This window comes from Opitutaceae bacterium TAV5 (genome assembly GCA_000242935.3).
Classification (GTDB): Bacteria; Verrucomicrobiota; Verrucomicrobiia; order Opitutales; family Opitutaceae; genus Geminisphaera.
In genome coordinates, this window is the sequence record CP007053.1 from 3548565 (window position 1) to 3569185 (window position 20621).

The following is a 20621-nucleotide window of genomic DNA, read 5'->3' on the forward strand; positions in this document are numbered from 1 at the left end:
TCATTATGAAAACCTCACTTCCCAAAACAGCGTTCGCCGCGGCTCTCGCGGTATTCCTCGGCGTGGTTGGCGCGTGCGCGCAGACCATCGTGAATGGCAGCTTTGACGAAAATCTGCCGACGTTTTCTGCGAGCGGTTTCGTATCACAGTCACCAACCGGATGGGGGGCTGTCACTGTCACTCCCTACTGGATACAAAGCTGGGATGGCGTGGACACGGCTGCTGCGTTCAAGGTCGCCGCCGAGGACGGAGCCGCATTTGTCGGTCTACAAAATAATGCATCAAGCAATACTACCGCTACCGGGCTTTACCAAAACAACATTACCGGCCTGACCGCAGGAGAAACCTACACGGTTTCCTTCTATATCCGCGCTCGCAATGTTCAATCAGAAGAGGGCAATTTTTCGGCCAATATTTCCGGAGGAACCAGCGTCATCTTGGTAAGCAACATTCACGCGAGCTCCACGGCATGGACACTGATCACGGCTAACTTCACGGCTGCCTCTGCTTCAATCAATCTTGGATTCACCTTCCGAGGTATCAATAGTGAGGGCATCACCGCCAGAAACGATCAGATGATTTTCATCGATAACGTCAGCATCACCCCCGCCATCCCCGAGCCTTCCACCTATGCCTTGCTGGCGGCTCTCGCCATTGGCATCGCGTGCGTAATCGTCCGCCGTCGTTCCTTGCGTTAAGCAGGGTGCTTCGCGTCTGAATATGCCGAAAGAGTCCTGTCCCTTTATCGAAAATGAAAACCACCGATCGCACCTCCCCTGCAAATTCCCGGGCTTTTACCCTGATCGAACTTCTGACGGTAATCGCCATCATCGGGATACTCAGCGCGCTGGTCCTTGCCGGAATCGGCGGCGCCCGCAAAAGCGCACGCCGCGCTCAATGCACGTCCAATCAGCGTCAGATTCTCACCGCAGCGAATTTGTATGCGGATGAACACAAGGGCGTATTCCCGCGTCCCAATGACATCGTTCAAGGGATGGCCTATAACTCCACCGCCAAGGGCATCATTGATTTGATCGACCCTTACACCGGGAAAGACCGGCGTCTCTTTTACTGCACGGATGCCGCGCATGCTTACGCGACAGGCGACCTCCGCTACACTTATGAATATCAGTCGGCGTTGACGCCTCAGCCGTATTGGCTGAGCGGTTACTACTGGACCAATGCCCCGGGTGGAGGATGGAATCCACCGTCGCCGCAACTGAACACCGGATCGCCCCGGCGCGTTTTGATCACGTGCATCACCATGAACGGCTATAAAGGCGTGCACGGCGGGAGTGTGAATTTTGGCTTCGCAGACGGTCACGTGCAGGCATTGAAAAAGACAATCAATCAGGACGTGACGGTGAGCACGCTGGAACTGAAATAGGCTGACCATTCAAAATCCGGCGTGGCCCCACGTATCTTTTGGAACTGGCAGGCAAGATGCCTGCTCTGCCGGGGGGGGCTGTCGCACTGTTGTTTTACATGCTGCTTTTATGATCCAGCTTTTGGATAACGATCCTGTATGTGGCCATGCGCCTGTCGGAATGGCGGCACCGGAGCGGACGCCTGCGCTGGCAGGTCCGCATTCATTGCGGACGGAGCAGCATGTGAATCCTCTCGGGTTGGGGTGCGCGCGGCCGCGGTTGTCATGGAAGCTGCCGGTGGAGATCGGTGGGCGGCGGGTGGTGCGTCAGGTGGCGTGGCAGGTGCGGGTTTCGGGCGCTTTTGATACGGGGCGGCGGACGGGCTCCGGATCGGTTTTTGTGGAGTGGCCCGGGGAAACGTTGCGGAGCCGACAGCGTGCAAGCTGGCAGGTGCGCGTCTGGGTGTGCGTGGGCGAGGAGGATGCCGTGGTGGCGACCGGCTGGAGTGATGCGGCCGTTTTCGAAACGGGGTTGCTCGCGCGTGATGACTGGGCGGCACGATGGATCGGGTATGGAGACGAGGGGAAGACGGATACGCCGCCATCGCCGTTTTTGCGCCGGGGGTTTTTGTTGGAAGCGGAGCCGGTACGGGCGCGGCTGTATGCCGCGGCTCTTGGGCTTTTTGAGTTCCGGATGAATGGAGAGCCCGTGCATCCGGAGGTGGTGCTGGCCGGAGGATGGACGGATTTTCGCAAGCGGGTGCAGAGTTACGCGTTTGATGTCACGGCGCTGGTCCGGCGCGGGGAAAATGTCCTCGGGGCGATTCTGGCCGACGGCTGGTATGCGGGGTATCTTTCGTGCGACGGGAAACGGCACATTTACGGAGGGGCGCCGGCATTGCTGGCGCAACTGGAAATCGAGTGTGCGGACGGGAGCGTGGTGCGCGTGGTCAGCGATGGATCGTGGGAGGGACGAACGGGGCCGATCGTATCGGCTGATTTGTATCATGGTGAACATTACGACGCACGTCTGGAACTGGCGGGGTGGTGCGGGGAGGCGCCGGAGGAGACCGGAGCGAAAGAATCAGTGCACATGGGCCGGAAGCCCCTGCCACTTCCGGATCACGGGCTGGAAGCCCGTGCCACATGGCGGGCGGGACGCCCGCTGACCAGAGATCAGAAGCCAGAGGACAGAGAACAGAAGTCAGAGGACGGAAGTCAGGCTGTGGCGGTCGGTTGTCTGTCTTCTGATTTCTGTCTTCTGACCTCTGAATTGCGGGCGGGACGCCCGCGCCACACGGAGGGGTGGACGCCGGTTGACGAGCGGGCGTGGCCGGAGGGATTGTTGATCGAGCCACGGGTGGCGGAGCCGGTGCGGCGGATCGGGGAGCGGGTGACGCATGCGGTGACCGAGCCGTCGGCGGGGGTTTATATTTTCGATTTCGGACAGAACTTTTCAGGCTGGGCGCGATTGCGCCGGGCGGGACGACGCGGGCAGCGGGTGGTGCTGCGGTTTGGCGAGATGCTCAACGCCGATGGAACGCTCTACACGGCCAACCTGCGCACGGCGCGGGCGACGGATGCCTATACGTTCGGGCGTGATGAGACGGTCGAGTGGGAGCCGCGATTTACGTTTCACGGATTTCGTTATGTGGAGGTGCGCGGGCTGGAGCTGGCGGCGGGGGAGTTACCGGGGCCGGATGTGATCACGGGGGTTGTCGTGCACAACGACATGCGGGAGACGGGCGCGTTTCGGTGTTCGGATGAGCGCGTCAACCAGTTGGCGGAGAACATCCGGTGGAGTTTGCGGAGCAATTTTCTGGAGATTCCGAGCGACTGTCCGCAACGCGACGAGCGGTTGGGGTGGTCTGGCGACATCCAGATTTTTGCGAAGACGGCGGCGTTTTTTTACGACACCGACGCCTTTTTGACCAAATGGATGCGCGATCTGCGCGACGGGCAGCTCGCGGACGGGGCGTTTCCCGATCTGGCGCCGACATTCATCTGCGGTTTCGGAAACGCGGCTTGGGCGGACGCGGGAGTGATCGTGCCGTGGGTGTTGTATCGGCGTTTCGGCGACGTATCGGTGCTGGAGGAAAATTATGCGGCGATGTGCGCGTGGATGCGATTTCAGGAAGCGACGAGCCGGGACGGGGTGCGTCCGCCGACGGTTTACGGCGACTGGCTGGCGCTCGATGCGGTGAAACCGGAGCATGCGCCGGTGCCGAGCGATTTTGTCGGGACGGCGTATTTCGCGCGGACTTGCGCGATCATGGCGCGGGTGGCGCGGTTGCTGGGGCACGAGGAGGATGCGCGGGGGTTCGCGGCACTGGATCGCAGGGTGAGGGCGGCCTTCAGGCGTGAATTTGTGACGGCAGGCGGGCGGCTGGCGGGGGAATGCCAGACGGCGTATGCACTGGCGCTGGCGTTCGATTTGTTGCCGCCGGCGTGGCGGGCGGGGGCGGTGGATCGGCTGGCGGGGTTGATCGGGAAGCATGGCGGGCACCTGAGCACGGGATTTGTCGGAACGCCGTTGCTGTGCCCGGTGCTGAGCCGGTTCGGGCGGCACGATGTGGCGATGAGGTTGTTGCTGAACGATACGTATCCGTCATGGCTTTACACGGTGAAGCAGGGGGCGACGACCCTATGGGAACGCTGGAACAGTTTTTCGCACGAGCACGGGTTCGGCGACGCGGGGATGAATTCGTTCAACCACTATGCGTTCGGCGCGATCGGAGAATGGTTAATCCATTTCGTGGCAGGGATTGCGCCGGGGCAATCGGCCCCGGCATATCGTCACATCGTGTTTCGACCGCAGCCTTGCGCGGGACTGGACCGTGCAGAGGCGGAGCTGGAGACGCCGTATGGACAGGCGACGATTGCGTGGCGTGTGGAGGGAAGGCGGATGGAAGGGGTCTTGAGGGTGCCGCCGGGGGCGTTTGCGGATTTCGAGGGGGGAGTGTTTTCGCGGTCGCAGGTACGGCCGCAGGACGGAACGGAGTCGTGGGCGGAGGCGGGAGGGGAAAGGATGAGGTTGCGGGCGGGGAGGTATGTTTTTGATGGGGTGTGGTGAGATCTACCAGGCGCTGATGCTGTCGTAACGGAAAGTCATCTTGTCGGAGTCGTAGTCCTTGAAGGTGGACACGTGGCCGTCGGCGAAGAGGATGGCCTGGGTGCCGTCGGAGAAAAGGGTGCCATCGGAAGCTTTGACGCAGTTTTGCGTATAATCGTCCTTGTCGTAATCGGGTTCCGAGAATTTGTAGTTGGTTTCTCCGGCGAGGACGAACTGGGCAGGAAATTCGATCAGGCTACGAATGACTTGGGAGAAGTCATTATCCCTTATGTAAGCCGCCCGTGTGCCCAGGAAGTAGGCGCTCCCTTCACGATCGAAGCGTGGCGTATGAAAAAAATCACGACTGTTGATATAGGGAGAAAGCTGCTGCGACCAACTCATGTTCTCCGGTTCGGTTTCTCCGATTTCCCAATCTTTCCATGGAACGGTAGCGGTCGCCAACGGGAACTTGTCCCGGTTTTCGTCAGCGTGCATCGACAGGGCCAGGAAGATCTGGCGTAGGTTGGAAATGCTGGCGGAGGCTCGCGCCTTGTTGCGGACGAGGCCGACGACCGGAATCAAAATGGCGGCCAGAATGCCGATGATGGCAATGACGGCGAGAAGCTCGATCAGCGTGAAGGCGCGTCGATGATGGCAGGCTCGTTTCTGATGCATCACGAACCGTTGACGGGACGCAGCGTGATCAGGTTACGAGCGAATGTCCTGCAAGGGAAATCCCGCAGGCACCAGACGCGTCTACACAAGCTCCCGGTAGAGCGCGGCGAGGCGGGCGGCGTTTTTGTTGGCGTCGAAATTGTGTTCGACCCAGGCACGGGCGGCCGTGCGGAGGCGGGTGGCGAGGGCATCGTCTTCGGCGAGACGGCGGAGCGCGACGACCCAGGCGGCAGGGTCTTCGGGCAGGGCGACGAGGCCGGTCTGTTCGTGGGCAATGGCTTCGGTGGTAGCGGCGGCGGGAGAGGTGACGACGAGAACACCGGCGGCCATGGCTTCGGGGATGACGTTGGGGAGGCCGTCGCGATCGCCATCGGCCGCGATGACGCCGGTGTGCAGCATGACGTCGGCCCAGGCGAGCAGGGCGGCGATTTCGGGCTGGGGAAGGTGGCCGGGGAGGGTGACGCAAGACGAAAGGTCCAGCGCGGCGATCTGTTGTTCGAGCGCGGGGCGGAGCGGACCTTCGCCGGCAATGCGGGCTTCGAAAGGGATGCCGGCGTCGCGGAGCGCGGCATGGATGCGAAGCTGGTGATCGAGCCCTTTTTTGGAAACGAGCCGGGCCACGCAGAGCAGGCGGAGCGGGAGGCGGGGGGCGGGGCGAAGCGGCTTGAGCGGAGCCAGCGTGGTGAGGCCGCGGCGGATGAGGTGGATGCGATCGGCGGGGACGCCGCGTTCGAGAAGCGTGCGGCGGCCCATGTCGGTCGAGGTGTGGACGAAGAGGGCGGGGCGGAGTTTTTCGGCGAGCCACCAGTCGCCGCCGTCGCGATAGAGGTCGTAGGCGTGTCCGGCGGCACTGTACGGGTGGCCGTCGAGTTGCCAGAGGAGCCAGGCGGCCGTGGCCGGGCCGCCGCCCCAGACGGCGTGGATGTGCGCGGGGCGGAGGCGGCGGAAGTGGTTCGCGTGCGTGAGGGCGAAAGCGACCGCGAGGAGGTTCTCCCAGAAATTGAGCCAGGAAGGCGGGGGGCGGCGGGGAGAAAGGATGCGCCGTATCAGAGACGCAATTACGCGGGGGCGGCGGACGGTTTGCCGGGGCAGGTGCCAGAGGAGTGTGAGGAGGCGCCACTTGGAAAAGGTGGCGACGGGGAGTTTTTCTGCCGATCCGAATACGCCGCCGCCGCCGTGCATGGAATAAAGGCGGGGGCGCAGGCCGCTGGCGACGAGTCCGGAGACTTCACGCTGGATGAAGGTTTCCGTGGATTTCGGGAACGTGGTGAAGATGTAGACGAGGATGGCCGGCTCGGACTGGTTCTGGTTCACGGAAAAGGCGGATTAACCACAGAGGCACGGAGACACAGAGTTTGCACGGAGGGATCGGGGGGAGTGGTGCTTGTGCGGTCTCCGTGTCTTTGTGTCTCTGTGGTTCAAATTCATTCAAGGTCAAAGTAGCGCGCCTGGATGGCGTGGCGGATGCGCCACCAGCCGAGGCGGGCGAGGAGAGGGGCGAGACGGGCCTGGAAGAATGAGCCGCTGCGAACCATGCCGCTGCGGCGGCGGAGGAGCGCGCGGCGGAGGTCGCGGACAGCCACGGCGGGGAGCGGGGCGGCGGCGTGCATCGCCTCGAAGCGGCGCCAGACGCGTTGCCAGGCGGGCGAGAGGTCGGCGGGAAGGGCGGCGGCCTGGTTGAACGGGGTGCGGAAGTCACCGGGACGAAAGTCGATAACGCGGACGCCGGTGCCGCGCAGTTCCCAGGCGAGGCTTTCGGTCCAGGCGGAGAGGCCGGCCTTGGCGGCGTTGTAGCCGCTCATGCCAGGGATGGGGAACTCGGCGGCGAGGGAGCTGATGTTGACGATGGCGCCGTCGGCCGCAGGGCGGCGCTCGAGCATGTCGCGGAGAGCGGCATGGGCGAGGGAGAGGGTGTTGGTGAGCAGCGAATCGAGTTGCGTGCGCCAGGGCGCGAAACCGGTGGAGGCGGATTCGGCGAAGACACCGTAGCCGGCGTTGTTGATCAGGAGATCGATGCCGGGCGCAGCGGCGTTGGCGGTTTGCCAGGCGGCGGCGATGCTGGCGGGGTCGGCGAGATCGAGCGCGAGCGGGTGGAATTTTTCAGGATGCGCGGCGGCGAGGTCGGCGAGGCGGGCCGGGTCGCGGGCGGTGCCGTGGACCGTGAGGCCTTCGGCGAGGAGCATTTCGGCAAAGGCCCGACCGAGTCCGCTGCTGGCTCCGGTGACGAGGACGTGGCGGTGGAGACGGAGGAGGGATAAGCGGCTCATGCCGGATTGGAAATTTCAGATTTCATACCGGTGCCCCGAATGTTTCCGGTTTTACACAAAGATCGCAAAGGACGCGAAGGAGATCGTTGGCAACCCTTGGCGCTCTTTGCGATCTTTGTGTAAAAATCCGCAGACTTCGGGATGCTGGTATCATAAGCCGGAGCCGTTTTTTCTGCCAATCGCCTGCGCCCTGTTATCGGACACGGCGGAGCACGATGCTGACGTTGGCGCCGCCGAAGCCGCTGCTGTTGCTGATGGCGATGTCGGGCGTGCCGGGTTCGGTGGCCCGGGGGATGCGCAGATCGGCGAAGGCGGGGTCGAGGGTCGTGATGTGCGCGGAACCGGGAACGAAGCCGCGCCGGAGGGCGAGGGCGCAGAAGCCGGCTTCCATCGCGCTGGCGAGCGAGAGGCCGTGGCCGGTGAGCGCCTTGGTGCTGCTGACAGGGATGTTCGGCAGGCGGGGGCCGAAAACGGTGCGGAGGGCCTTGACCTCGGAGGCGTCGCCGATGGGGGTGGAGGTGGCGTGGGCGTTGATGTAGCTGATGTCGGCCGGCGTGAGGCGGGTGGCGCGGAGGGCGTTTCTCATGGCAGCGGCCAGACCCTCGCCTTCGGGGTGCGAGATGGCGACGTTGTGGCCGTCGGAGGCCTGGCCCCAGCCGGCGATTTCGCAATACGGGGTGGCGCCGCGACGGGTGACCTCCTCCTCGCTTTCGAGGACGAGGACGGCGCCGCCGCCGGTGCCGACGAAGCCGTCGCGCGCGGCGTCGAAGGGGCGCGAGGCGGTGTCGGGATCGGGGTTGGGGGAGAGGGCGCGCATGCCGGCGAAGGGGAGGATGGTTTCGAGGTTTCCGTCCTCGGCGCCGACGACGAACATGCGTTTCTGGCGACCGAGCGCGATCTCGTCGAAGGCGTAGCCGAGAGCGTGGCCGGAGCTGGCGCAGGCCGAGGAAAAGCCGGTGGAAGCGCCCTTGATTTTGTAGTGGGCCACGAGATTGAACTGCACGGTGCCGGCGATGCTGGCGACGACGCCGAGAGGATTGCAGCGCATGACGCCGTGAGTGCCGATGCGCCTGATCTGGTTGGCGAGGATGCGGGGCGATCCGGCCGAGGCGGCGTAGAGGCCGGTGTCGGGACTGGAGATATCGCCGGGGGCCAGCTTCGCATCGGTGATGGCCTGCCGGAGGGCGCAGGTGGCGTAGAGGGCGTTGGGAGAGAGGCTGCGGAGGTGCTCGCGGCGGATGGTGTACGGGGCGGGAATCGTCCAGTCTTCGGGGTCATCGGAGGCGGTGTCGAACTCGCGGACGGGCGCGGCCACTTTTACCGGGATGTTCGGTGCCTCGAAAGGCGCATAGCGGACCATGCCGTGGCGGAGCTCGCGGAGATTTTTTTCGACGGTGGCGGAGTCGTTGCCGATGCTGGTGATGAAACCGAGTCCGGTGATATAGACGCGCATGACGGATGAGGGGAAACGGTGGCGGGCGAGTGGCAGGATGAGAACGTTGGGAATCACGCACGGGCGGCGCCCGTACCGGTCGGAGTGGAGATCAGGGTTATTTGTAGTCGAAGGTGAGGGTAAGTTCCTCGACGGTGGCCGTTTTTTCCGTACCGACGCGGATGGTGCCGGTGAAGGTGGCGAGCGGGTGGCGGACGCGGAGGAGGCGGAGGGTTAGCGCAAGTTCGTCATCGGGGCGGCAGATGCGGTGGCAGCGGACGCCCTCGGACGAGGCAAACCAGATCGTGGCGGGATCGATGGACCGGCCGGCAGCGGGAGCGGGTGGCGAGGCCAGCAGCCAGAGGACGCCGAGTTGCCCGAGAGCCTCGACCATGATCGAGGCGGGAAAGACGGGGTTATCCCGAAAATGCCCGCGCAGGAAAAACTCGTCGCCGGTGATCCGGTAGCGGGCGGTGGCGGGGGGGGAAGACGGGACGGAAATGCCGGTTGCCGGAAGGACGGCTTCGTCGAGAAAGAGGAAGGGCGGCTGGATGGGCATCAGCGCGCGGATCTGGCTGGCAGTGAGAACGGGCATCTTGCAAATGCAGAATCCGGAATCCGGATGACGACACGGGCCACAGCAAGGCGGGGTTTGCCGTTGCCGGCTGCGGTCGGGAGAGGCGGACGGCGACTACGGGGTGGAGGAGGGCGGGGGTTTGCGAGCCGGCGAGGGGATGCCGCGGGCCTTGGCATCGATGAAGGCGTTGATGTCACCAATGCTGCGGAGGCCCTGGAGTTCTTCGTTGGAAATGGACATGCGGGTGACCTCCTCCACGAGCATCACGATTTCCATCATGGTCAGCGAGTCGATGCCCAGGTCGTCGATCAGATGCAGGGTAGCGGCATCCGGAGCGTCGAGGCGGTGACGGAGTTCGGGATCCGTGAAGCGCTGTACGACACCGACGACCACAGGCGAGAGATGCCTGGGGTTGCCGGTCTTGCGCCACGCGAGTGCAGCCTCGATGGTTGCGGCGGAACAGCGCCGCAGGCTTTCCCGGAGGATGACTTCGTCGTCAGGAACAGGGCCGGCAGCACTGTTGGTATGGTCAGGAGTGGTGGCTGACATGAATGGATGAATAGAGAGAAATAAGTAACCCCGTTGCAAAGGGGAAGGCTTTATCAGAGTTTTTACGGTTGGTTTACAAAATAACGGGAGCCGGAAGCAGAAGTGAGGCCGGTTTGAAGAGACTTTCAGGGAGACTCCGGTTCCAGCCGGACGGTCTGGTAGCGGTGAATGCCGAGGAGCGAGGGCGGCCAGTCGCGGACATCGGGCGAGATGAGGTAGGTGCGGGCGCCAAAGACGACCGGGGCCACCGGGGCCTCGTCGAGGAGGAGTTTTTCGGCACGCTGGAAGGCGGCGAAGCGGGCTCCGGTATCGGGGGCTTCGGCGGCGTCGGCGATGGCGCGGTCGTAGGCGGGGTTGCTCCATCCGGTCTGGTTGTTGCCGCCGCCGGTGACGAACATGTCGAGAAAGGTATTGGGGTCGTTGTAATCGCCGACCCAGCGGGAGCGGGTGATCTGGTAGGCGACGGTGCGCTGGTTCTCGAGGTAGGCGCGGAAGTCGAGGGAGACGAGCGAGGTTTCGACGCCGAGTTCGCGTTTCCACATGCCCTGGATGGCTTCGAAGATGCGCGAGTTGAGGGCGTCGGCATTCATCTGGATTTCGAATTTCGGGAAGCCGGCGCCGCCGGCGTAACCGGCTTCGGCGAGGAGGCGGCGGGCGGTATCGGGATCGTATGACTGCCGGGCCTCGGAGGTATAGCCGGCGGTGTTGGGCGGCGTGTAGTGCCAGGCGGGCGGGCGGCTGCCGAGGAGGAGTTGTTGCGAAATGGATTCGCGGTCGATGGCGAGCGCGAGGGCGCGGCGCACGCGCGCGTCGTCGAGCGGCTTGAGGCGGGTGTTGAAACGGACGAAGAGGGTTTCGAGCAGGGGATCGATGCGGAGCTGGCCGGGGGCGTTGCGACGGTAGTGCTCGATGCGGTCGGGAAGGACGTCGTACGTGATGTGGAGGCGGCCGGTGCGGAAGGCGGCTTCGTCGGCGGCGATGTTGTCGTTGGGATAAAAAACGACTTCGGCGATGTGGCCGCCGATGGCGTCGCCGGGACCGGAGGCGGGCGCGGTGGCGGCGGCGTTCCAGTAACGGGGGTTGCGCACGGCAACGATGCGCTGGTTGGGGAGCCATTCCTTGAGGACGTAGGGACCGTTGCCGACGAGGGTGCCGGGCGTGGTCCAGCGGGTATCGCGCTGGTCGATACGGCCGCGGGCGAGGATCGTTTTCGGGTGAACGGGAAACCAGGAGGGATTGGCGGCGAGGGCGAGGAGTTGCGGGGTGGGGCGGGCGAGGGTGAGTTCGAGCGTGTGCTCGTCGAGGGCGCGCACGCCTACCTGGTCGAAGTCGGCGAGCTGGCCGGTATTGAAGGCTTCGGCGTTTTTGATCGGGTAGAGCATGTAGGCGTATTCGGCCCCGAGGGCGGGGCTGAGGACGCGGCGGAAGGAAAAGACAAAATCCTGCGCGGTGACGGGATCGCCGCTGGACCAGCGGGCTTCGGGGCGGAGGTGAAAGGTGTAACGAAGGCGGTCGGGCGATATATCCCAGCGGGCGGCCGTGCCGGGGACAGGGGCGGAGGTGGCCTCGTCGATGACAGTGAGACCTTCGAAGAGGGCGATGAGGAGGGTGTAATCGGTAAAAACGATGGTGGTGTGCGGATCGAGATCCTGGGGCTCGGCGCCGTTGCCGATATGAAGGGTTTGCGTGGCGCGGGCAGCCTCGACGGGGGTTTTGTTCGGAGAGCAGCCGGCGACGAGGAACGCAAGAAGGACGGATGCGACGGCGGGAACACGATGGCGCCAGGCAATGGACATGCCGGATAAGGAATGGAGTCGGGTGCGAGGTGCAAGCGCGCATCCTCCCCCTTCCGGGGCGTCCGGGATTTGCACCAAAGCTGTTTGGGTCCCCCAGGTGCCGGGATATGGGAGGAACCGTCTGATCCCGATAATCTTGAACAGAAGATAACGAAGGGAACGAAGATGTCCCGGTTCCCATAACTTGTCCCGCATCCGGAGCCTTTTTTTCAAAACAGAAAAGGGTTCTTTCGCTCAACCCTCTGCCAGCCTCCAGCGAATCTTCGTTCCCTTCGTTATCTTCTGTTCAATTTTTCAATTCCTTGATCAACATGTTGATTCCCTTCATTCCCCGGCCCGCCGGGTTCCCCTGCTTCTGTGCAAAGAAGAAAAAACCGGTTCCTGCGATGGAACCGGTTTTGCTGTCACTGTCAGCGGTAATTGCCGAAGCCGCCCATGCCTCCGGGCGCCTGGCCTTCCCAGGAAGCGGGACGGCTCCAGGGGATGGATGAATCGTCTTTGGTCTTCGTCGTGCAGCCACTCGTCCCGAGGGCGAGAAAGGCGGCGGTGAGGAGGACGAGTGCGGCGCGGATCATTTGTAGCTCTGTATCGGGCAAAAATCAGTTGACCTTTTCGGCCGCGTCAGGAGTCGCGGGGGCGGTGTCGGTCGAGCCGGCAGCGGGAGCGGGGGTCGTCTTGGCGATGGTGATGATGCTGGCGGTGTCACCCTTCTGGATGCCGGTGCGGATCGACTTGGGCTCGACCTGGGCGATGGTCAGGTCTTCCTGGACGGAACTGACGCGGGCGCGGGCGATTTCGTTGCCATCGCGCTTGATCGCGAAGAGCTGGCCGACGGTGGCGCCCTGTTTGTTGCCGAGATCGAGAACGACAAAGGAGTTCTTGCTGCCGACGCTGGCAACGGCCGTGTTGATCATGCGGCTGACAACGCCTTCGGTGGCGGCGGCGCCGGCTGAGGCGGCGATGGTGCCTTTGTTGATGGCATCTTCGTATTCCTTCACCTTGGCCTCGAGGGAGGCGATCTTGGCCTGGTCTTCGGTGTTGCCGTTTTCGGTGTTGAGGCGGATCGCGACGAGTTGCTCGCGGAGCTTGGTGACGTCCTGCTTGAGCTGGGCTTCGGAACGTTCCTTGGCGGCAAACTGCTCCCTGGCCTGGGCGAGGTCGCGGTTAAGCTGGGTGGTGCGGGCTTTTTCCGACTGGAGCTGCGACTTGGTGTCGCCGAGCTGGCTGTCGAGAGTGGCGAGGCGCTTTTTGGTGCCGGCGAGGTCGTCGTTGGACTTCTTGAGGTCGGCGGTAAGTCCGTCGGCGCGTTGGGTTTCGGCTCCAAGCTTTTGCTGGAGCTCGGTCTTGGTGTTGCCGATCGAGATATAGAAATACGTCGAGGCAGCGGCTCCGAGGAGTGCGAGAATGCTCAGTATGAGGGTCAGGGTCTTCATAAGCGGGGATGTGAAAAGCTGACTAATTGGCCGAGTTGCCGGGGAGATTAAAGGCAAAAGTGGAGTTCGGGAGCGGAAAATGTGAAATTGTTGCCGGTTGCAGGCCGGATGAGTCCGGGCAACCGGCGAAAAAATCCATCGATTGGCAACAACCGGTCGCTTCAGGCGGCGGACCAGGTGCTGTCGTGCCAAGGTGTCTGTGCGGTTTTTTTCGCCCCGCCGTTGGCGGCGAGGTGTTCGAGAATCTTCCAGACAGGTTCGGCACGTTCGGGTTCCCCGATGGCGGCGGCGAGGGATTCGGCCGTGAAGGTTTGGGCCGGTGCGGCGGCGAGGGCGGCGGTGATTTTTTTCTTCAGCTCGATGACGCCGGTGGCGGCCTTCTTGCCGGCCTCGACGCCGGGCTGGTGGTAGGCGTTGATGCCGACGAGCGTGGCGTAGAAGCCGACGGCGCGTTCGTAGAGCGCGATGAGCTGGCCGAGGGTACGCGGGGAAACGTCGGCCACGGTGATCGTGATCGAGGCGCGGTCTTTTTCGGCGAGGGCGTCGCGGGTGCCGAGGTAGAATCCTTGCAGGTAATCGCCGGCGGTGATGCCGGGCTCGACTTCGAGCGAGGTGGCGGCCGGGCGGTCCTTGAGGACTTCGATGAAGGTGATGAAGAAGTTGTTCACGCCCTCGCGGAGTTGCTGCACGTAGGCGTGCTGGTCGGTGGAGCCCTTGTTGCCGTAAACGGCGATGCCCTGGTTGACGACGTTGCCGGCGAGGTCGAGCTCCTTGCCGAGCGACTCCATGACGAGTTGCTGGAGGTAGCGGGAAAAGAGGAGGAGGCGGTCCTTGTAGGGGAGAACGACCATGTCCTTCGCGCCGCGTCCGCCGGTGGCGAAGTGCCACATGAGGGCGAGGAGGGCGGCGGGGTTTTCCGCGGTCGTGGCGGAGCGGGTGACGGCGTCCATCTCGGCGGCGCCGGCGAGGAGGGCGTCGATGTCGATGCCCTGGAGGGCGGCGGGGAGGAGGCCGACCGCGGAGAGTTCGCTGGTGCGGCCGCCGACCCAGTCCCACATGGGGAAACGGGCGAGCCAGGCGTCGGCGCGGGCGGTCTGGTCGAGCTTCGAGCCGTCGCCGGTGACGGCGACGAAATGCTTCGTGTAGTCGAGGCCGGCGGCCTTGAAGGCGGCGGCGGCTTCGAGCTGGCCGTTGCGGGTCTCGACGGTGCCGCCGGACTTGGAGATGACGACGACGAGGGTTTGCGGGAGCTTGCCGGCGAGGGTGTCGAGGACGTAGTCGATGCCGTCGGGATCGGTGTTGTCGAAGAAGTGGACGGCGATCTTGTCGCGGCCGGGCCGGCCGAGGGCGTGGTTGACGAGTTGCGGCCCGAGGGCGGACCCGCCGATGCCGACGACGAGGAGCTGGGTGAATTCCTTGCCGGTGGAGCCGGTGATTTCGCCGGAGTGGACCTTGGCGGCGAAGGCCTTGATGGCGGCGAGGGTGTCGGTGATGGCGGCGCGGAGCCCGGGTGTGGGGGCGAGGGCGGCGTTGCGGAGCCAGTAGTGGCCGACCATGCGGTTTTCGTCGGGATTGGCGATGGCGCCTTTCTCCAGCTCCGCCATGGCGGCGAACGCTTTCCGGATTTCGGCCTCCTTGCCGGCCAGGAAATCGTCGGGGAAGGGGATGCGGCTGATATCGAGCGAGAGGCCGAGCGAGGCGTTGTGGTAATTGTGTTGTTTGAAGCGTGTCCAGGACATGTGAAATGCGGTGTGCGAATTTCGGAATGCGGAATAGGAAAGGATGGATTGTGGAGAATTTTGCCAGGATGTGGAGCGCGGAATGCAGGCTGATTTTGTGCATGCCTGCGCAGCCCGGGCGGAGCAGGGGCTTTCTGGCGGCGTTTCTGCAACCTGTTATCTCCTGTGTCTTGAACTTTTTCCCGGAGCGGGGAAATAGTGTCCGCTTTTTCCGTGCCCGCTTCTCCCGACATCGCTTCTCCCAACATCGCCCGTCACCTCGACCGGATGGCGGCGCACCAGCCGGATCAGCCGGCGCTCAAGGTGCCGCGCGGTGTGTCCGCAGACGGTCGTATCGATTATCTCGTGCTCTCGTTTGCCGAACTCGCCGCCGAAGTGCAGGCGTGGGGCGAGCGGCTGCGCCACCAGGGCGTCGTGCGCGGGGATCGCGTGCTCGTCATGGTGCGGCCGGGGTTGCCGCTCATCGCATCGGTGTTCGCCCTGTTCCGGGCGGGCGCGGTGCCGGTCGTCATCGATCCGGGCATGGGACGGAAAGCCTTTCTGGCCGCGGTGGCGCGTTCGCAACCTCGCGTGCTGCTGGGGATTCCGACGGCGCGGCTGGCGAGCCGGATTTTCCGGCGCGCATTCCGTTCGGTGAAAATCCGGGTGCCCGCCTCCGGCCGGATGACGGCGCGGCTGGCAACCGGCGCAGGCGGGGGAGGAGGGGAGGCGTCCCCGTGCGCGGCGGTGTCGGCGGACGAGACGGCGGCGATCCTGTTCACTTCCGGTTCCACGGGAGCGCCGAAGGGCGTGGTCTACACGCACGGGATGTTCGCGGCGCAGGTGGAACTGGTGCGCAACACGTACGGGATCGCGCCGGGCGAGGTGGATTTGCCGTTCCTGCCGGTGTTCGCGTTGTTCAATCCGGCGCTGGGGACGACGACGGTGGTGCCGGAAGTCGATCCGTCGAAGCCGGCGACGTTTGATCCGGCGCGGGCGGTGCAGGCGATCCGGCAGGAGGGAGTGACGTATTCGTTCGGCTCGCCGACCTTGTGGGGGAAAATCGCGCGTCATTGTCTGGAGACGGGGCAGACGCTGCCCTCGGTGCGCCGGGTGCTGTGCGCGGGTGCGCCGGTGCCGCCGTGGTTGTGGGAAGCGATGCGCACGGTCTTGCCCAACGGCACGCTGCACAGCCCGTACGGCGCCACGGAGGTACTGCCGGTGGCGAGCATCGAGGGACGCGAGGTGACGGGGGGCGGCACGGCCCGGGCGACACTGGCCGGCGCGGGGACGTGCGCGGGACGGGTGCTGCCGGGCAACCGCGTGAAAATCATCGCGCTCACCGATGCGCCGCTGGCCTCGCTCGACGACGCCCGGGAACTGCCGGCGGGCGAGGTGGGCGAGATCATCGTGAGCGGGCCGACGGTCACGCTCCGGTACGATGCCCTTCCCGAGGCGACTGCGGCGGCGAAAATCCGCGAGTTGCCTGCCGCCGTTGCGGGTGCCGCTGCCGATCCCCGCGCGGGGGCCGCGACGGCGGGCGGCGCCGGCGAGTCCGGGGCGGAGGTGATCTGGCACCGGATGGGCGATTGCGGTTACCTCGACGGCGAGGGGCGGCTGTGGTTTTGCGGGCGCAAGGCCGAGCGCGTGGAGACCGAGGCCGGCACGTTGTTCACCGAACAGGTGGAACCGGTGTTTGCGGCGCATCCGGAGGTGAGACGCTGCGCGCTGATCGGCCTCGGGGCGAACGGGCGGAAGCGCCCGGCGATCGTGGTGGAGCTGGCGCCCGGCTGCGTGGTCGAGTCGGGGACGGACGGCCGCCGGCTGGCTCGCGAATTGCGGGCGCTGGGGCAGGAGCATCCGCACACGGCGGCGATCAAGGTCTTTTATTTCCATCAAAAATTTCCGGTCGATGTCCGGCACAACGCCAAGATCCACCGGCTCGCGCTGGCGGCCTGGGCGCAAAACGGGGCGATCGGCTTCGAGTCGGACCCGAAACGCTGAGGGGCGGGCCCCCGCCCGCCTGCCCGGCGGTTTCCCTTTCTTTCGGCTTCCCGCCCGCCTGGCCTTGTGGCCTTGTTCCCGCCATGCCTCCTGCCTCGTTGCCACCGGTTGTTTACGAAGACGAATCGATGCTCGCGTTTGACAAGCCCGCCGGGCTCCTCGTCGCGCCCGATCGCTGGGACAAACAACGCGGCTACCTCATGCGCCTCGTCCACGAGCGCTACGGTCCCGATACGGCCAACGTTCACCGCCTCGATGCCGACACCAGCGGCGTGCTTCTCTGCGCCCGCAACAAACCCGCGCTCGACGTTCTCAGCGGCCAGTTCCAGAGCAAGGCGGCGACCAAGATCTACCACGCGCTCGTCGTGGTGATGCCGCCGGACGAGGCGATGAAGGTGGGCTCCGTCATCCGCGATGCGCAGGGGCTGCTGCCGGACGAGTTTGCGGTGGAGCTTGCGCTCGGCGCGGACGAGGCCCGGCCCGGCCGGATGCGCGTTTTCCGCAAACGCGGCGGCAAGGCCTGCGCCACCCGGTTTCGCACGCTGGAGCGGTTCGGACGCTTTGCCTTCGTCGAATGCCGCCCGCTCACGGGACGCACGCACCAGATCCGCGTGCACCTCGCTGCCGCCGGCGCGCCGATCCTCAACGACGCGTTTTACGGCGTGCCCGGGGCCATCCTGAAATTGTCCGACCTGAAGCGCGGTTACAAAGGACGGGCTGACGAGAAACCGCTCATCGCCCGGCTCGCGCTCCATGCCAGTTCCCTTGCGGTCCGCCACCCGGTGACGCGCGAGCCCGTGACGATGGAGGCCCCTCTCCCGGGCGAGTTCGGGATCGCCCTGCGCAACCTCCGCAAATACCGGCCCCGGCGCTGAAGCGGCCTTCGCATTCTCCGGTACGCCTTGGCCTGGCGGCGGGACAGCCGCCCGCTGTGCAGATTTTGCTCTGGCAGAACCGATGACGTCGCCCGTCCGCATGAGAGAATTCAATGAATACCGACCCCCTCTGCAAAAAGGAAAGCCGCATCACCGGTACAAGGGGCCGACGAGTATAAAAATACATAACATATTTACATCATAACTGATGAATATATGTTTTGGCAGGATTTTGCATTTGCATCAGGCGTTTACCTGACTAGGCGTTTTTTGCCCAGTCCCTATTATGGAAAAACCGTTGCACCGCCGGACAAGAAATTGACGATGGTGCCACTTGGCACTCGGATTCAGGTATACTCAACGACTAGAACCACATGAGCAAAAAAATGAACCTTAAGCGGTCCCTCCTTGGCAGCACCCTTGCTGCTGCTGTCCTCGGATTTGTGACGGTCTCCGTCACCAACCTCCAGGCCCAGACACGCCCGAGTGATCGGGCCAATCCGCCCTCGCAAAACTATCCGTCGTTGCCCTCGACCGACATCGTCGGCGCCGCTCCGGCGCAATCGGCCCAGTCGGCGCCCGTTCACACGGAAGCCCCCGTTCCGGCGCCCGAGCCGGCGAGGGTCGCTCCGGCCGCCGCCGCCGCACCCCAGACCGCTGCTCCCGCAACCGCCGGTTCACAGTTCAGGTCCAACCTCTATACCGTCGACAAGACCCTCGTCTCTTCCACCCAGGTGGGCGGCGAATACCAGTACCGCCTCCGTGTGACGGCTCTGGAAAACATCACCAACATCTCGGTGGTCGAACACCTGCCCGAGGGGCTCCAGCTCGTCGGCACCGAACCCGAAGCCAGGGTCAGCGGCAATGATCTCCGCTGGAACTGGGATGCGCAGAGCAAGGGCGAAGTTCGCGACCTGCTCGTCACCGTGCGTCCGCAGACCGAAGGCAACTTCGTCACCAGCAGCAGCGTGTGTGTCGATCCTGTGGTCGTCCTGCCGCTCTTCGCCGGTTCACCCAAACTCGAGATCGTCAAGACCGGTCCCGCCACGGCCGAACTCGGCGACGACGTGCCCTTCCGTATCACCGTGCGCAATACCGGCACCGCCATTGCCCACCAGGTGGTCGTGACCGACACGCTGCCCGATGGCCTCACCAGCAGCAGCAACCTCACCACCGAAGTCGGTGATCTTCCCCCCGGCCAGAGCCGCGACATCACCGTTGTCGCCAAGGCCAGCAAGGGCGGCGAGCTGACCAACGTGGCCAGCGCCACCTTCGCCGAAGGCCAGCCCGTCCAGGCCCGGAGCGTGCTCAACATCGTCGAGTCCCGCCTCGGCATCACCAAGACCGGCACGCCCCGCACCTACATCTTCAAGAACGCCACCTACCAGGTCGTTGTGCGTAACGAAGGCAACACCACCATCAGCAACGTGACGGTCACCGACGACCTGCCCAAGGGCACCTCGGTTGTCCAGACCGATCCCGCCACCGAAGCCAGGGGCGGCCGCCTCACCTGGACCATCCCGAGCCTCGCCGCCGGCCAGGCCCAGTCCTACACCGTGGTGCTGACCAACATCAACCCGGGTGACACCGTCAACGGCGCCACCGCCACCGGCTCCGCCATCACCGGCAAGACCCTCACCGCCAGGGCCGAGGCTCGCACCGAATGGGAAGGCGCTCCCGGTGTTCGCACCGAGATCATCGACACCGTCGACCCGGTCCGCGTCGGCCAGACCACGACCTACGAGATCCAGATCACCAACCAGGGCACCTTCAAGCCCGTCAACGGCCAGATCAAGGTCACCCTCAGCGAGCAGCTCCGCCCGATCTCGACCGGTGGTGATGCGCAGGGCACCATCGACGGCCAGACGGTGACCTTCCCCGATGTGCTCCTCGATCCTCGCCGCGGCACCAAGCTCCGCATCGAAGCCCAGGGTGTGAACCCCGGTTCCGGTCGCGCCCGTCTCGAATTCATGAGCTCCTTCCTCGACGAGCCCGTGATCAAGGACGAGTCCACCTTCGTTTACTGATCACCGGTAAATGAATCATCTGCGAACGGCGGGGATTCTTCTCCGCCGTTCGCTTCCCTCCCTCCATACCAATCAAGAAACCATGCGAACCAAAACCACACTCCTTCTCCCGGTGCTTGCGCTGGGACTGTCAGGACTTGTTGCGCAGGACATCCCTGCCAATTACGAGACGAGCCAGAAGTTGCCGATCGGATACACAGCCGATGCCGGCGTGACCACCAAGCACGTCTTCCGCGGCATCAAACGTTCCAACGAGGCCTTCACCGGCGGCTTCAAGGTCGATTTACCCGAGCAGCTGATTTACGTCGGCGCCTACACCGTCCAGCCGTTCTCGAGCGCGGACAACAGCGAGTTCGACGTCTACCTCGGCATCACCGACAAGCTGAACGACTGGCTGACCTACGACTTCGGTCTCACCTATTATTACTACCCGAACAAGCTCGACAGCACCATCAAGGATGCCTTCGAACCCTACTTCGGCCTCACCGCAGCGATCCCGCAGGTGCGCGGCCTGGCCGTGGCCGGCTATCTCTACTTCGATACCGACCGCAAGGCGTTCACCGCGGAAGTCTCCGCCGGTTATTCCCGCCATCTGATCGACAAGCTGAGCCTGCGCCTCAGCGCCTTCGTCGGCTACGTTGACGGCAGCGACATGACGCCGTACATCAAGCCGGTGAAGACCGACGTAAGCTATACCTACTACGGTGCGAGCGCCGAGTTGCCGTATCAGATCAACGACCAGTTCACCGTCATCCTCGGCGTGCAGTACAGCGAGACCAGCAATCTGCACGGCACCTTCGAGAGCGACGGCCAGTTCTGGGGCTTTGGTCGTGTTGTCTATAACTTCTGA

General features: G+C 64.3%; 17 protein-coding genes. 7 read left to right on the plus strand and 10 right to left on the minus strand.

Annotated elements, in window-relative coordinates:
- The first annotated feature begins 5 nt into the window (after positions 1–5).
- From OPIT5_15190 to OPIT5_15200, 3 genes are all read left to right on the plus strand, one after another.
- Complete coding sequence (locus tag OPIT5_15190; GenBank protein AHF91358.1) at positions 6–698, plus strand: glycosyltransferase family 1; 693 nt, start codon at positions 6–8, stop codon at positions 696–698.
- 53 nt (positions 699–751) lie between these two features.
- Positions 752–1387 carry an N-terminal cleavage protein gene (locus tag OPIT5_15195; protein ID AHF91359.1) on the plus strand — a complete coding sequence of 212 codons (636 nt, stop codon included), beginning with the start codon at positions 752–754 and terminating at the stop codon, positions 1385–1387.
- 160 nt (positions 1388–1547) lie between these two features.
- Complete coding sequence (locus OPIT5_15200) at positions 1548–4439, plus strand: alpha-L-rhamnosidase (GenBank protein AHF91360.1); 2892 nt, start codon at positions 1548–1550, stop codon at positions 4437–4439.
- A 3-nt stretch (positions 4440–4442) separates the two neighbouring features.
- Here the strand turns inward: OPIT5_15200 and OPIT5_15205 are convergent, their stop codons facing one another.
- From OPIT5_15205 to pgi, 10 genes are all read right to left on the minus strand, one after another.
- Positions 4443–5093, minus strand: coding sequence for an N-terminal cleavage protein (locus OPIT5_15205; GenBank protein ID AHF91361.1), 651 nt, complete (start codon positions 5091–5093; stop codon positions 4443–4445).
- Positions 5094–5174: 81 nt separating this feature from the next.
- Positions 5175–6407, minus strand: coding sequence for a glycosyl transferase family 1 (locus OPIT5_15210; GenBank protein ID AHF91362.1), 1233 nt, complete (start codon positions 6405–6407; stop codon positions 5175–5177).
- 110 nt (positions 6408–6517) lie between these two features.
- Positions 6518–7360, minus strand: coding sequence for a short-chain dehydrogenase (locus OPIT5_15215; protein AHF91363.1), 843 nt, complete (start codon positions 7358–7360; stop codon positions 6518–6520).
- A gap of 193 nt (positions 7361–7553) precedes the next feature.
- On the minus strand, positions 7554–8813 hold the full coding sequence (locus OPIT5_15220; protein ID AHF91364.1) for a beta-ketoacyl synthase: 1260 nt from the start codon (positions 8811–8813) through the stop codon (positions 7554–7556).
- 97 nt (positions 8814–8910) lie between these two features.
- Entirely contained in the window at positions 8911–9387 is a 477-nt protein-coding gene (locus tag OPIT5_15225) for a 3-hydroxyacyl-ACP dehydratase (GenBank protein ID AHF91365.1), read from the minus strand.
- 96 nt (positions 9388–9483) lie between these two features.
- Positions 9484–9918 carry a 3-hydroxyacyl-ACP dehydratase gene (locus tag OPIT5_15230; GenBank protein ID AHF91366.1) on the minus strand — a complete coding sequence of 145 codons (435 nt, stop codon included), beginning with the start codon at positions 9916–9918 and terminating at the stop codon, positions 9484–9486.
- 125 nt (positions 9919–10043) lie between these two features.
- Positions 10044–11714 carry an ABC transporter substrate-binding protein gene (locus tag OPIT5_15235; GenBank protein AHF91367.1) on the minus strand — a complete coding sequence of 557 codons (1671 nt, stop codon included), beginning with the start codon at positions 11712–11714 and terminating at the stop codon, positions 10044–10046.
- Between the two features lie 410 nt (positions 11715–12124).
- The gene (locus OPIT5_15240; GenBank protein ID AHF91368.1) at positions 12125–12289 is read right to left on the minus strand and encodes a hypothetical protein; all 165 of its coding nucleotides are present in this window, start codon (positions 12287–12289) and stop codon (positions 12125–12127) included.
- A 24-nt stretch (positions 12290–12313) separates the two neighbouring features.
- Positions 12314–13147, minus strand: a complete 834-nt coding sequence (locus tag OPIT5_15245) for a hypothetical protein (protein ID AHF91369.1) — start codon at positions 13145–13147, stop codon at positions 12314–12316.
- 161 nt (positions 13148–13308) lie between these two features.
- A complete protein-coding gene (pgi, locus tag OPIT5_15250) occupies positions 13309–14886 on the minus strand; it encodes a glucose-6-phosphate isomerase (GenBank protein ID AHF91370.1) in 1578 nt (525 codons plus the stop codon).
- Positions 14887–15084: 198 nt separating this feature from the next.
- On the opposite strand from pgi, the gene OPIT5_15255 reads away from it, so the two are divergent.
- The 4 genes from OPIT5_15255 to OPIT5_15270 all read left to right on the plus strand — a co-directional run bounded on the left by OPIT5_15255 (position 15085) and on the right by OPIT5_15270 (position 20621).
- Positions 15085–16869: a peptide synthase gene (locus tag OPIT5_15255; GenBank protein ID AHF91371.1), complete on the plus strand. Its 1785-nt coding sequence runs from the start codon at positions 15085–15087 to the stop codon at positions 16867–16869.
- A gap of 83 nt (positions 16870–16952) precedes the next feature.
- Positions 16953–17744: an RNA pseudouridine synthase gene (locus OPIT5_15260; protein ID AHF91372.1), complete on the plus strand. Its 792-nt coding sequence runs from the start codon at positions 16953–16955 to the stop codon at positions 17742–17744.
- 374 nt (positions 17745–18118) lie between these two features.
- Positions 18119–19771 carry a hypothetical protein gene (locus tag OPIT5_15265; GenBank protein ID AHF91373.1) on the plus strand — a complete coding sequence of 551 codons (1653 nt, stop codon included), beginning with the start codon at positions 18119–18121 and terminating at the stop codon, positions 19769–19771.
- A gap of 82 nt (positions 19772–19853) precedes the next feature.
- The gene (locus OPIT5_15270; protein AHF91374.1) at positions 19854–20621 is read left to right on the plus strand and encodes a hypothetical protein; all 768 of its coding nucleotides are present in this window, start codon (positions 19854–19856) and stop codon (positions 20619–20621) included.